At 36.4% G+C, this 13738-nt stretch carries 18 protein-coding genes; all 18 read left to right on the top strand.

Features of this window, described 5'->3' with window-relative positions; genetic code table 11:
* The first annotated feature begins 163 nt into the window (after window positions 1-163).
* The 18 genes from MUA90_RS11775 (at window position 164) to MUA90_RS11690 (ending at window position 13737) form a co-directional block, all read left to right on the top strand.
* Window positions 164-1873 carry a helix-turn-helix domain-containing protein gene (locus MUA90_RS11775; RefSeq protein ID WP_316959814.1) on the top strand — a complete coding sequence of 570 codons (1710 nt, stop codon included), beginning with the start codon at window positions 164-166 and terminating at the stop codon, window positions 1871-1873.
* Between the two features lie 148 nt (window positions 1874-2021).
* A complete protein-coding gene (locus MUA90_RS11770; protein ID WP_262587094.1) occupies window positions 2022-2384 on the top strand; it encodes a transcriptional regulator, SarA/Rot family in 363 nt (120 codons plus the stop codon).
* Window positions 2385-2589: 205 nt separating this feature from the next.
* Entirely contained in the window at window positions 2590-3306 is a 717-nt protein-coding gene (locus MUA90_RS11765; protein ID WP_262587092.1) for a YebC/PmpR family DNA-binding transcriptional regulator, read from the top strand.
* 3 nt (window positions 3307-3309) lie between these two features.
* Entirely contained in the window at window positions 3310-3804 is a 495-nt protein-coding gene (locus MUA90_RS11760; RefSeq protein WP_262588846.1) for a cupin domain-containing protein, read from the top strand.
* 366 nt (window positions 3805-4170) lie between these two features.
* A complete protein-coding gene (gvpQ, locus tag MUA90_RS11755; protein WP_262587091.1) occupies window positions 4171-4659 on the top strand; it encodes a gas vesicle protein GvpQ in 489 nt (162 codons plus the stop codon).
* A 42-nt stretch (window positions 4660-4701) separates the two neighbouring features.
* Window positions 4702-5040 carry a gas vesicle protein GvpJ gene (gene gvpJ, locus MUA90_RS11750; RefSeq protein WP_262587090.1) on the top strand — a complete coding sequence of 113 codons (339 nt, stop codon included), beginning with the start codon at window positions 4702-4704 and terminating at the stop codon, window positions 5038-5040.
* Window positions 5041-5121: 81 nt separating this feature from the next.
* Window positions 5122-5391 (top strand): gas vesicle protein GvpO, encoded by a 270-nt coding sequence (locus MUA90_RS11745; RefSeq protein WP_262587089.1) that lies wholly within the window; start codon window positions 5122-5124, stop codon window positions 5389-5391.
* A gap of 51 nt (window positions 5392-5442) precedes the next feature.
* Complete coding sequence (locus MUA90_RS11740) at window positions 5443-6201, top strand: GvpL/GvpF family gas vesicle protein (protein WP_114603886.1); 759 nt, start codon at window positions 5443-5445, stop codon at window positions 6199-6201.
* Between the two features lie 9 nt (window positions 6202-6210).
* A complete protein-coding gene (locus tag MUA90_RS11735; RefSeq protein WP_114603885.1) occupies window positions 6211-6465 on the top strand; it encodes a gas vesicle protein GvpG in 255 nt (84 codons plus the stop codon).
* A gap of 3 nt (window positions 6466-6468) precedes the next feature.
* Complete coding sequence (locus tag MUA90_RS11730; protein WP_262587087.1) at window positions 6469-7278, top strand: GvpL/GvpF family gas vesicle protein; 810 nt, start codon at window positions 6469-6471, stop codon at window positions 7276-7278.
* 17 nt (window positions 7279-7295) lie between these two features.
* Window positions 7296-7562 carry a gas vesicle protein gene (locus tag MUA90_RS11725; RefSeq protein ID WP_114603883.1) on the top strand — a complete coding sequence of 89 codons (267 nt, stop codon included), beginning with the start codon at window positions 7296-7298 and terminating at the stop codon, window positions 7560-7562.
* On the top strand, window positions 7540-7824 hold the full coding sequence (locus tag MUA90_RS11720; RefSeq protein ID WP_114603882.1) for a gas vesicle protein K: 285 nt from the start codon (window positions 7540-7542) through the stop codon (window positions 7822-7824). The genes MUA90_RS11725 and MUA90_RS11720 overlap by 23 nt, the downstream gene beginning before the upstream one ends.
* A 42-nt stretch (window positions 7825-7866) precedes the next feature.
* Complete coding sequence (locus tag MUA90_RS11715; protein WP_262587086.1) at window positions 7867-8244, top strand: gas vesicle protein; 378 nt, start codon at window positions 7867-7869, stop codon at window positions 8242-8244.
* Complete coding sequence (locus MUA90_RS11710; RefSeq protein ID WP_262587084.1) at window positions 8237-10159, top strand: hypothetical protein; 1923 nt, start codon at window positions 8237-8239, stop codon at window positions 10157-10159. Before MUA90_RS11715 ends, MUA90_RS11710 begins: the two co-directional genes overlap by 8 nt.
* A gap of 24 nt (window positions 10160-10183) precedes the next feature.
* Window positions 10184-10564: a gas vesicle accessory protein GvpU gene (gene gvpU / locus MUA90_RS11705; RefSeq protein ID WP_262587083.1), complete on the top strand. Its 381-nt coding sequence runs from the start codon at window positions 10184-10186 to the stop codon at window positions 10562-10564.
* A gap of 219 nt (window positions 10565-10783) precedes the next feature.
* Complete coding sequence (locus MUA90_RS11700; RefSeq protein WP_262587082.1) at window positions 10784-11362, top strand: ribonuclease FAU-1 family protein; 579 nt, start codon at window positions 10784-10786, stop codon at window positions 11360-11362.
* A 123-nt stretch (window positions 11363-11485) separates the two neighbouring features.
* Entirely contained in the window at window positions 11486-12355 is an 870-nt protein-coding gene (locus MUA90_RS11695; protein ID WP_114603878.1) for a LysR family transcriptional regulator, read from the top strand.
* A 173-nt stretch (window positions 12356-12528) separates the two neighbouring features.
* The gene (locus MUA90_RS11690) at window positions 12529-13737 is read left to right on the top strand and encodes a sugar efflux transporter (RefSeq protein ID WP_262587080.1); all 1209 of its coding nucleotides are present in this window, start codon (window positions 12529-12531) and stop codon (window positions 13735-13737) included.
* Window position 13738 lies beyond the last annotated feature (1 nt).

Raw genomic sequence — 13738 nt, 5'->3', positions numbered from 1 at the left:
CAATGCTTATTTTATTGAAGAAGTACTTAGAAGGTACGCTTTCCGAAGATAACATCAATCAATATGTGGGCGAAATTTGCGATATATTAATTAATGAAGCCAGTGTTGAATTGCAACATGTGTCGCATCATTTATTGGCCTCTTTGAATAATCGCGATAAAAAATCGTCGAATATATTCATAAGCATATTGATGAAAAAATCACTTTAGAGACAGTTGCTAAAGAGATTTATACCTCACCTACATCGCTCTCATCACACTTCCAAAAAATCTTTAATATGGGATTCAGAAATTACATTGAAACATTGCGTATCGGACTTTCTATGGAATTGCTTGTCTCAACAAAAATGAAAATAAGTGAAATTTCGCAAAAAGTAGGTTTCAGCAGTTTCAGTGTATTTTCAAGGAAGTTTAAGCAGCATTTAGAAACAACACCTAATGATTACAGACATAAGTCTAAAGTAAGCAAAAACATGTGTTACATAGTGAAAGACCATGAATCTGAGTTAAGTAATCAAGGAAAGCAGTTCTATATAGAGAAAGTCGATGAATTACTCTCGAATTGGAAAGAAGATAAACAAAACATAGTTTATATCGACGATTCGGATGCTTTCTATAAACCAACACATCCATTTGTGATGACGATTCAAATTCATACGCTTGAAGAATTGAAACAAGCCATGGTTAAAAAGAGAAATAAGCAGATTATGGAATTTGACAAGGAAGTTATGTTCTTAATCAATATCAGTATTCCAGAGATTCATCAAGCATTCAGTGATGAGGAACTTACAGCACTATTAGATACCATGCATAACAATCAAATTCGTGTAGCATTCACCATTAATTCTAAAGATGACATTTATTATATGAAGCAAGCGCTGCTGCAATCAGAGGTCTTTACAGGACATCCAGCATATGAAGCATTAAGATCTGAAGGGTCGAACATTTCATTTACGTTTAGTTTGCACAATGAATCTTTAAAAGACATTTATATTCAAAAAATGCGGCTTAAAGAATTAGGATTCAATGTTAAATTCAACTTGGAAATCAGCAAACTCTTCAATGATCTGGAAAAGTTTAAATCATTAGAACTGCCCATGAAGCGTGTTAACTTTGACTATTACATTATTGATAATGAAAAGTTGAAGTATCCTTATTTAGAGAAGTCTTATCAAAATATACCGATGAAACAAATTGCAAATTTAGCACCGCTTAAAGCTGTCATGGATCAAGTTCATCTAGAAGAACGCAAATATATTCTTGTTAATATACCGAATCGAGAGCTGTTTAATGAGAATATGAGTTTGTTAGACAGTACACCATTGATGATGTATATGTATATGCAGTTTTATGAAGTGTTTTCAGGTATCGGGGTAGATTTGTATAAGCAGACACATAATAATGCGGCATATCTATTTGATAGAAACGGATTTAAATCAACACTGTATTTCTTATATCAGCAATTGTCGGATTTTGAAACGTATTATTTCTATGAAAATGAGGCGTGTTTAGTGAGTAAGGACGATGAACGTCTCAGTATCATTGTCTATGACTGGAGAATCATTGAAAATGAAGTCCATGAAACAGAACAAAGCAGCCATCGTTTTGATTTAGGTTTTAAAGATGTTTCTTTAAGAAAGAATTATCTTGTTACGCGTGAAATTACGGATTATCAGTATGGTAATATCAATCAGATTATTTCACCGTCTCTGCTTAATACGTATCAATGGTCAGAACATCTGAAAGAAAAAATTGAAAGCGTCAATGTTCCGAATTTTGATGTTTTCGAGCATGATTTTAACCAGGACTTTCTTAGTGTTGAAGTTAACTACAATTCACTGCAGGTGATTTCTTTGTATAAAATGAAAGATTGAGCAGAACATTTTGAAGGGTATGTATATTTTGTACAATTTAATTTGCTGTACTTGGAAAAACTGCAAAGACAAAGTGGGGAAACACTAAAGACTTTCATATTTTAAATATTCATAATGAATGTATTATATCGATATAAGTTCTGGAGGCGTGTACTTTGAAAAAAGTAAGTTAGAAAAATTGCTCAAAGAATACAAAAAGTATATGGATTTAACGAGTTACATCGAAAAAACATACAAAATCAACATGAACGATTTTGTTATACTTAACTGTATTCATGAGAATTGCACCGAAGAAAAGATGTTAATGCAACCTTTTTTAAAGATTGCTACAGATTCATTTGAGATCAGCCGTACGAAAGTTTTGGCTTCTATCCGCAAGCTTGTAAACCAAGATCGCGTCAGCAAAGTCAGATCTGATTCTGATGAGCGTAAAGTTTACATCTTCATGGATGACAAAGACATAGATAAACTTAATGCAATGCTTGATGACATTGATAAGTTTTTAGGTTGATTTTACATCACATCATCGCACACTAGAGAAAGATATAATATTGTGGATTTGGCAGCCTGTTGTTTAACAGTGCTGTCTTTTTTTATCCTGTTTTAAAAGTAATTCTGCACAAATTGGGAATTAGGTTTGCAAAAACTATATATTAAAGGAAAAATCATGTATAATAGTTGATGTTAAAAATTGAGAGCGAAAGCGAGATGGAAGTATGGGACGTAAATGGAATAACATCAAAGAGAAAAAAGCCCAAAAAGACAAAAATACGAGTCGAATTTATGCGAAATTCGGTAAAGAAATATATGTAGCCGCAAAATCTGGTGAACCTGATCCAGATTCTAACCAAACACTGCGTTTAGTGTTAGAGCGTGCAAAAACATATAATGTACCGAGAAACATCATTGACCGTGCAATCGATAAAGCGAAGGGCTCAGATGACGAAAACTATGACGAACTGCGTTATGAAGGGTTCGGTCCTAGCGGCTCTATGTTAATCGTTGATGCTTTAACTAACAATGTGAACCGTACTGCATCAGACGTACGTGCAGCTTTCGGTAAAAACGGCGGAAACATGGGTGTTTCCGGTTCAGTATCTTATATGTTCACACATACAGGTACATTCGCATTTGAAGGCAAATCAGCAGATGACATCTTGGAACTGTTAATGGAAAAAGACTTAGATGTGCGTGATGTCGTAGAAGACGGCGATTTAACAATCGTTTATTCTGAACCTGATCAATTTGCACAAGTACAAGATGCATTGAAAGAAAGCGGTATTGAAGAATTCCAAGTAGCCGAATTTGAAATGCTGCCTCAAAATGATATCCAATTATCAGATGAAGATAAAGCAACGTTCGAAGGCTTAATCGATGCATTAGAAGATTTAGAAGATGTTCAAAACGTTTACCATAATGTGGATTTGGACTAAATGATGCAGCGAACAGTGGCAGATTGGGTGAATGAATTAGATTTAATTCCTCATCCGGAAGGTGGCTATTATAAAGAGATTATTCAAGCCGAACGACATATAGCGCAAACAACGCGCCCAGCTTATACGAGCATTTATTTTTTACTGACTGATGATAATATTTCACACTTTCATCGTATCGATACAGATGAAATCTGGTATTATCATTATGGTCAAACATTGACTGTTCATATGATTCATAAGAATGGCGAATATGAAGCGGTACACATCGGTCCTAATATTGCACAAGGAGAAGTCCTTCAATATGTTGTACCAGCCGGAACAATTTTTGCATCTTCAATCAAAGATGAGTCCGGTTATGCATTAGTCGGCTGTATGTGCCAGCCTGGATTCATGTTTGAGCATTTTGAAATGTTTGATCAAGCAACTTTAAAAGCAGACTATCCGCACTTAAGCCAAGTAATTGAATCTTATGCGGTAGCATCATTAAATGAATAGTTTACTTAAAAGCAGAACCCTGCAAATGTTAAGGGTTCTGTTTTTTTTGTGCTCTGAAACAATACATAAGATGAAAGGCGACTAATACTATAAGGTGTTCAATAAAGAAAAAATAAGTATAGTTGATGATTTGTACATATTGAACAATATTAGGATTGTTACTTATATGAAAGTACACCGTTTGTGTATTGAGACAAAAGTTTGTAATTGTCGAAAATGATTATTATTGTAAAATCAAAATTGTAAATAATCAAAACTTTTTATATAGAAAACATCAAGAAAATCATTTTGTTTATACCGGATATAAAGGTGGTTGCTAATACTGTAAATGATAAAGGCAAACCTCATAGTTAAGGGAGGACTTTGATGCCGAATAAACTAGTAAAAAAAGCAGCAGGAACATTAGCAAAGAAAGCAATTGAAAAAACTCCTGACGCCATTGAAGACAAAGCTAAAGACAAGTTGAAAGACAAAGCAAATGAAATGATGGAAGAAAAAATTCAAGATGGTGTACAAACGAAGGCGGATCAAGCAGCAGGAAAGTTACAGCAAGTGAAAGAGAAAAACCAAGAAGTTGTACCCGAAGTTGCGGATGAAGCAACGGATAAAATCCAAGGTGCTTTGCTCAAGACACGCGATAAATTAGGAAAAGTAAAAGAGGCTGGGGAAGCCTTTCAAGATAAAATCAACACCAACGATTCAGGCAGCAGCAAGAAAAAAGTCAAAGGTGTTCAAGACATCAAGAGTTACAGAGACATCAAAGGCGTTTCCAAAATCAAAAGCGCAGCAGATATTAAAAAGTCAAGCGAAGTCAAAGGTTTGCAACACAATAAATCGTTGTTAACTGACAATTAAAAGTATTGATAAAAATACAAATTTGAGAGGGGATTAAATAGTATGAGTGTACAAAGAAGCGCAGATACTTCAAGTTTAGCAGAGGTAATCGACCGTATATTAGATAAAGGTATTGTAATTGACGCATTTGTGAGAGTTTCAGTCGTAGGTATCGAAATCTTAACAATTGAAGCAAGAGTAGTTATTGCAAGTGTGGATACTTGGTTAAGATATGCTGAAGCAGTCGGCTTATTAAGAGACGATGTTGAAGAAGAAGGTCTGCCAGGTCAAACACCTGAAAGACTTACAGCAGATAACAATGAACAACAGCAAATCGAGCAGCAAAGCCAATCAGATGACGAAGACAAGAAAGAAAAGAAAGAATCGTCATATAGCGTTTAATAACTGAATCAAATTCCAGAGAGGCGGCAACTATGAGAGTTTGTCGTCATCTCTTACTATTTGCATATATGGAGGATAAACATGGCTATCAAAGAACTTTTAAATAAAATCACTGAGTTTTTCAATGAAAACGTTGCACCGCCATTTAAAATCACATCAGTTGAAAAAAGCGAAAGTGATGAAGGCGGATGGATAGCAACTGTTGAAGTGATTGAAGAGAAAGAGTATATGAAACGTTATGCAAAAGATGAAATGTTAGGAACGTATCATGTAGAACTTGATAAAGATGGAGAAGTCACGTCATTTAAACGTGAGGGCATCCGCTACAGAAGTAAAGTTGATAATAATTAATCATAAGCTTATAAGGATTAAACAATAGATACAATCAAAGGAGCTACGCATATGGCACAAGAAGATACAGGCGTTTATGTTTTTTGCGGTACACAAACAGATCGCAATGATGATTTTGGAACAGTAGAAGTTGAAGGTGAGGAAAGAGAACTCTTCACTATCAGATATAAGGATGCAGCGATTGTTGCTGCAGTTGTTCCTATGAAAATATATGCACCAAAGAAAGAAAACTTGATTATGCATCAAACGGTAGTATCTACAGTCATGAAAGAAAAAGATGCAGTCATCCCTATCAGTTTTGGGAATGTCTTTAAATCTAAAGATGATGTGAAAGTATTGCTTGAAAAGCTTTATCCCCAATTCGAAACATTATTCCCAGAAATTAAAGGCAAATTCGAACTCGGATTAAAAGTAATCGGCAAACAAGAATGGCTGGAATCAATAGTAAAAGATGATCCGGAACTTCAAAAAATGGCCGAATCTGTCAAAGGCAAATCAGAAGATGCAGGCTATTACGACCGTATTAAGCTCGGTTCAGCTACGCAAAATGTATTCAAAGCATTAACACAAAAAATCGAAGAGGATATTTATCAACCGCTCGCAAATATCAGTACGGCTGCTAAATCTAATGAACCGCAAAGCGAGAAAATGTTGTTAAACGCAGCATTTCTTGTCGACAGCGAACATGATCAAGCATTTGATGATAAGGTCAATCAACTTCATGAAGAATGGAAAGACAAAGTTGATTTCAAATATACAGGACCATGGGCAGCGTATAACTTTGTGAATATCCGTCTTAACATTGAATGAGGGATGTAAATGTTGATATACGGCTCAATCAAAACTTTGACGGCCATCGCTAAAAAAGTCAAAGAAGAGGCAGACAAGGAACTCTATGACCTTCCGACAATTGAACAAAAACTCATCCAACTTCAGATGATGATGGAATTAGGCGAAATTCCAGAAGATGTATATAAAGAGAAGGAAGCAGAGCTGCTTGCACGCTACGAAACTGCCAAACAAAAAGAAATTGAAGAAGTTGAAGCAATGATTGAACAGAAGGAAGATGAATAGATAATGGGGAATTTGTTATATTTGTATGCACTTGTTCCAGCATCGGAACTTGAAGACACCGAACTACCTTCTTTAACAGGTTTTGATAAAAAGGGCAGTTTATACACTGTACCGATTGATGACAACATTACTAGTATTGTTTGTGATTTAGATGGTGATGAATACTCTGAATCCGTAATTGAAGATAAAATCGATAATGACATGGAATGGCTTCAAGAAAAAGCCTTTCACCATCATGAAACGATTGAAACGCTCTACCAGAACTATACGCTGATTCCGTTGAAATTCTGTACGATTTATAAAACAAAAGACAGCTTAAAATCCACAATTCAAGATGTTGAAGAAAAAATCAATGCGACATTCGATTTCTTGCAAGACAAAGAAGAATGGACATTGAAACTTTATACAGATGACAACAAGTTGAAAAAGGAAATCAGCAAGCATAATAAAAATGTTGAAGAAAAACGCCGCGAACTCGATGGTATGTCAAAAGGCAAACGTTTCTTTGCGGAGAAAAAAATCGATACGTTCGTAGATACAGAACTTGAAAACGAGAAAGACCGTGTCGGAGAAGCATTGCATCAAAAAATCAAAGCATTAGCAGTAGATTACTCTATTAAGAAGAATTGGGGAAGAGATGTGACCGGATTAAAAGAAGAAATGGTTTACAACAGTGTCTATCTTTTACCAAAAGACAAAGTTGATGCGTTCTTAGAGATTATCGATAATGAAAAAAACGAACTGCCAGAAGAAGGTTGGCGTATAGAAGCAACAGGCCCTTGGCCTGCATACCATTTTTCTAGCTTTAATTAATTGTGAGGTGTATGTAGATGCCGTCAACAAGAGAAACCATAGAAAATAAAGAAGTTGGGCTCATAGATGTTTTAGATGTCATTTTGGATAAAGGTGTCGCAATCAGAGGTGACTTAATCATCTCCATTGCTGGTATTGATTTGGTTTATTTAGACTTGCGCATTTTGATTTCTTCTGTTGAAACGTTGGTTCAGTCTTACGAAAATAACCGGCACGATATCACATCTGACGAATTCGAAAAACAAAGGAGGGAACTTCTAGATGCCACAGATCAATCAGAATAATGCACGTATTAATATAGGACAAGATGATGCTGAAGATGGATTAGCGCAATTAGTGATGACAGTCATCGAGCTGTTAAGAGAAATTGTCGAACGCCACGCTATCAGACGTGTAGAAGGCGGCACACTGACAGAAGAACAAATCGAGGACTTAGGTATCGCCTTAATGGACTTAGAAGAAAAAATGGAAGAGCTGAAAGAAGTTTTCGGTTTAGATGATGAAGACTTAAACATTGACCTAGGTCCATTAGGAAGATTGATGTAATGATGTCATATTCGAATGATAACAAGGGAGTGAGAATAAGTTATGGCAAATGAACAACTGCCTCCTGCTTCAAACGGAACGAGTAACTTAGTCGATGTATTAGAGAAAGTATTAGATAAAGGTGTCGTTATTGCTGGTGATATCAGAGTCGGTATCGGAGATGTTGAATTACTATCTATCAAAATCCGTTTAATTGTTGCATCAGTCGATAAAGCTAAAGAAATCGGCCTAGATTGGTGGGAAACAGATCCTTATCTCACTTCTAGAGCAACAGAATTTGCTAAAAAACGCGATGATGAAAATGAGGCACTTCAAAAGAGAGTTGAAGAATTAGAAAACAAACTCAACGAAAGCAACAAAGCTCAATTAGAAAATTCATCATCTGACAAGCAGCGAGATGGAGAGGATAAGCATGAGTAAAAAGTCGAAAAAGAAACTAAAGAAAAAACTGCAAAAGCAAAAACAGCGTGAACGGACACTTACACAAACGATTGCAGGAACACTTGTCGGCGCCTCAGTCGGTTATCTGTCAGCACCAAGCTGTCGCAAAAAACTGCTTTCTAAACTCAACCCATTCCACAAAGAAGACAAGCTTTATGTAGATGAATCTGATGAAGACACTCATGAAAATGAACTCGTCGCAGATGACGACACAGACACAGAAGATGAAGAAGACACAAGCAGAGAAGAAACAACAGAAGAAGAAACAGATTCAGACGAAGCAACAGAATCAGATGAAGAAGACGAAAACTCAGATCAGGAAACATCAGAAAACGAATCATCCAATGAAACCTCTTTAGATCATGATGATGACACAAAAGAAACAGAACCTGATGAAGAAGAACCATCATCAGAAGAAGAACCAGAAGAAGACACAGGAGAAAGTGAATCAGATGATGAAGAGGAAAGTACTCAATCTGAAGATGAGTTAGAAGAAGACGAGTCTGACGAAGAAGATGAATCTGATGAAAAAGAAGAGAGTGCTCAATCAGAAGATGAGTTGGACAAAGATGATTCAGAGTCTGAAGCGTCAAAAGATGAAAATACAAAATCAGAAGATGACACGTCTTCAAAAGCTCCTGATTCTGAACAAGATGAAGATTCTGAAGAGGATTCTAAAACTGAATCATCAAAATCAGAGGACGAGTCTTACAAAGAAGAATCTGATGATAAAGAAGAGACAGAAGATAAGGATTCAAAAGTATCTGATTCTGATCAAGGGGATAAACAATCAGACAACGATGAGAAATCAGAGGATAAAACTGATGAAGATAAGGTGTCATCAGAGAAAACAGACGTTCCAGAAGATAAGGATGAAAAAGAAGCTGAAGATACTTCAGATGAAGATGTTAAATCCGATGATGACACGTCTTCGAAAACACCTGATTCTAAACAAGAAGATACTGAATCTGAAGAGGATTCAAAAGATGACTCATCAAAATCAGGGGACGGAACTGACAAAGAAGAATCTGATGACAAAGAAGAAAGTGAACAATCAAAAGACGAGTTAGACAAAGATGATTCAGAGTCTGAAGCGTCAAAAGATGAAGATGCTAAGTCAGAAACACCTGATTCTAAAAAAGCAACAGAAGAGAAAGACTCAAAGTCTACTGATTCTGATCAAGAGGAAAAACAATCAGACAACGATGAAAAATCAGAGGGTAAAACTGAGGAAGATATAGCGTCATCAGAGAAAGCAGATGATGCAGAAGATAAGGATGAGAAAGAAGCGGTAGTTTCTAAATCTAAGCGTGGTTCTGCTGCTAATAGAAAGCCACCAAGAAAGAGAACATCTAACAGTACAAAAGCTTCTGAAGCAAAGCAGTCAGATGAGTCTGAGGTTTCAGAAGAGGAGAAACCATCCGCAACTAAGAAAACATCTTCAAGAAGAAAGCAGCCGGCAAGGAAGACATCTGCTTCAAGCAGAAAGAAAAGTACAGGGAGTACAGCAAAAAAGCAGTCGAAGGCAGATGATGCCGGAAAAAAGGAAGCGACAACTTCTGAAGCTGCTTCAGAAGAAAAACAAACGCTTAAGCAAAGAGGTTCTAAACTTAATCTTTCCGCAAAGAATAGGATTAAAAGATTAAGAAATTCAACTTCTAGAATGTTCAAAAAGGATGATAAGGATGAAAAAGAGCAATCAGAAAAAACTAAAGAAGATGAAAAAAGATCTGAAAAAACGTCTCAAGAAAATGAAAAAGAAAAGCAAAAACAAAAGCCCGAAAAAAGTACTAGGAAAACAAAAAGGGCTCAAACCCAAAAAAAGCAAAAAGAGAAAACTGAAGAAGAAACTAAAACGTGGTTAGAAAGTAATGATGATACCCACAATTCTTAAATAAAACAAAGAGGGGTGATTAAAATGAGTAGTAATTCTGCTAAAGATGATGTATTAGAGTCCTTTGTACAAGCCGCAAATCAAGATGACTTTTCATTGGATATTACACTCATGATTAACGGTGCGATTGTTACAGGGACATTGATTTCAGCATCAGAGTACTTTGAAACACAAAGCAAGTATTTTAAAGGCGGAAATAAACGTTCTAAAGAATTCAGCGAAGAACTTGCCGGAGCAAGCGAAGCAGCTGAGTCATCTGACGGCGAAGCGAACTATATCCATTTAAAAGATGTCAGTATCTTTTTAGGAGACAGCAAGCCGACGCCTTCCAGCGGTAAAATTACTTGGAGAGGAAACTTAAGTGCAGTCGACAGTTTCTTCCTTGGAAAAATTAAAACGAGTTAACACTAAGGCTGCAAATGGGGCAGCCTTATGTTTTTATGCAGCCGTACTTATGTCAAATAAGTACGGTATTTTTATATTGCGGGGAAAAACAAAGGGAAGGCACTATCGCTTATTAATGTGTAAAAGGTGTGCTTCTTATTGCAATAATGTAAAGAATATCAAACATTGAGTGACATGTATGTGACAGTTTTATATAATAATGTCAAGGAGTTGGTGACTGTGAAAGTAAAATACATCGATAAACGTCACTGGCGTCGTCTGATTGAAAGAGATTATACTGAAGTTAAGGTGAATAATAATAAATTCAAAGGAATCATTGGTCTAATCACAATGAAGAAAGTAAAGGAACCTTTAAAGGTTTCAGTCGTGGGACAGACGATTGTTGTCGCAGATAACAACTATCAGTGGCTTCAGATCGTTCCCGATAAGAAACGCTACAGTATAACAGTGATGCTAGATGAAAAAGGCAACCCGCTTGAATATTATTTTGATATCAACATCAAGAATATTACACAAAAGGGCAAAGCACGTACAGTGGACTTATGTCTAGACATCATTGTGCTGCCTAACGGAGAATATGAGTTGGTTGATGAAGATGACTTATTACGTGCATTAGAGACAAAGCAGATTTCGAAGAAACAATATCATGAAGCATACATTATCGCGCATCAATTGATGATGAAAATCGATCATGACTTTGCGAGTATGCAAGAAAATATTATGTATTGCTATAATAAGATTAAACATAAATATTTAAACGATAAACATACGACGCATCATCACCGCGACAAATCATGAGCTGGTTATCACGCTGCATGTCATGTACAAAAGATGTTTGTATGAAAGGTGCCATGCTGTCAGATTGACTGCCGCATGGTTTTATTTATTAGAAATGGATTGAAGTATCTAGGAGGATAAAGTGTGAAGATTGAGGATTACCGATTGTTAATCACGTTAGACGAAACGCGTACATTGCGTAAAGCAGCTGAGATTTTATATATTTCTCAACCTGCTGTAACACAGCGATTAAAAGCGATAGAGAATGCATTTGGAGTGGATATCTTTATACGTACCAAAAAGCAGCTGATTACTACGACTGAGGGCGCAATGGTCATAGAACATGCCAGAGATATGCTGAAACGCGAGCGTTTGTTCTTTGATAAGATGCAAGCCCATATGGGAGAAGTCAACGGCACAATCTCTATAGGGTGCTCTTCATTGATAGGTCAAACATTGCTGCCTGAAGTGCTGAGTCATTATAACGATAAGTATCCGAATGTAGAAATTCAAGTACGCGTGGGTTCCAGTGATCATATAAAAGCACATCATCGAGACTATCACATTATGATTATCCGCGGCAGTAAAATTTTAAATTTGAACAACCAATACTTATTCAATGACAAACATTTCTTTATTTACCCCAAAGGCAAGAGAGACCAAGCACCAGAATTACCATTTATCGAGTTTCAAGCAGACCCGATTTATATTAATCAAATCAAAGAATGGTATGGCCGCAACTTAGGCAAAGATTATCATGCAATGATATCTGTAGACCAAGTTGCTACATGTAAAGAAATGCTTGTTGGCGGTGTCGGTGTGACGGTGCTGCCGGAAATTATGATTAAAGATTTAGATCCGAAGCGTTTTGATTTTGAACAAGTTGATATTGAAACACATCCATTAGTGCGTTCAACTTATTTGAGTTATGACTCCAGCATGTTGCAATTGCCGCAAGTAGAATCATTCGTTGATTTAGTGGTCAATGATATTGCAGAAAAGCCAGAAGCATAACGCTGAGTATTGAATGCAAACTATCACAAAGACATCCGTATCGTGCTGGATGTCTTTTTAATGTGGAAAAGAAATAATATGAGAAATCCATAAAAATTATGTCTATCTATTCCAAATAAGCTTTAAATTGATTAAACTAGTAGTTACTATTAATTGTTGAGTGAGGTTAGAATATGTTTGCAGAGTTACTGCATATTAAAAACTATAAATTATTTGTCATTAACATGATGCTCATCGGTATGGGGATTGCGATTACCATTCCTTATTTAGTGCTCTTTGCTACGAATGAGTTAGGCATGACGACATCGCAATTCGGTTTATTGCTGGCATTAGCCGCAATCAGTCAATTCAGTGTCAATGCGATTGTTGCACGTTTCTCTGATAGAGGCGGTGTGAATCGTAAATTAATTATTATTTGTGCGCTGTTTATGGGCGCAATGAGTTTTGGTATTTACTTCTATGTGCATAGTATTTGGTTATACATTGCACTTTATGCCATCTTCCAAGGGTTATTCGCACCTGCGATGCCGCAGCTTTATGCGTCAGCACGTGAGTCGATTAATGCTTCATCTTCACGAGGGCGCGCTAAATTTGCGAATACTGTTTTGCGTTCGATGTTCTCATTTGGTTTCTTATTCGGTCCGTTAATCGGTGCTGTATTAAACGGTACGATGGGCTATGCCGGATTATTCGGCGGAACAATTGTTGTAATCTTATTAACATTAATGCTTCAAGTCTTCTTCTTCAAAGAAGTGCCGGTCAAGCGTTCTATCGGGGACGGCCCGCATGTTGAAAAGAGAGCACCAAGTATGTTCAAAAATATGAAACTGCTGATTCCGTTTATTGCCTTTATCCTGCTGCATATCGGTCAGTGGATGTATACTTTAAATATGCCGCTGTTTGTAACGAAATATCTGCATGAGAGTGAAGACTATGTTGGGATACTAGCAAGCTTATGTGCAGGCTTAGAAGTACCGTTTATGATTATCTTAGGTGTTTTATCTGCCAAATTAGAGACACGTACGCTGTTGATTTTCGGCGCATGTTTTGGAACACTGTTTTTCTTTAGTATCGGTGTCTTCGATAATGTTTATATGATGATGGTCGGACAAGTCTTCTTAGCTATGTTCTTAGCTGTCTTATTAGGTTTAGGTATTACGTATTTCCAAGATATTGTACCTGAATTCCCAGGTTATTCCTCAACTCTGTTTGCGAACGCGATGGTTATCGGTCAATTATGCGGAAATTTACTTGGCGGTGTGATGAGTCAAATTGTAGGATTAGGGAATGTGTTTTATGTATCAGCTGCTTCTTTAGCTTTAGGTATGATATTAATCTTCTTTACTAAAGAGCAGAAATTTATCGAATCAGAAAGAGGTTAAG

Source organism: Staphylococcus sp. IVB6181, from assembly GCF_025561445.1.
GTDB lineage: Bacteria > Bacillota > Bacilli > Staphylococcales > Staphylococcaceae > Staphylococcus > Staphylococcus simulans_B.
Note: the sequence above shows the minus strand (reverse complement) of the source record. Positions and strands in the feature narration are given on the sequence as shown.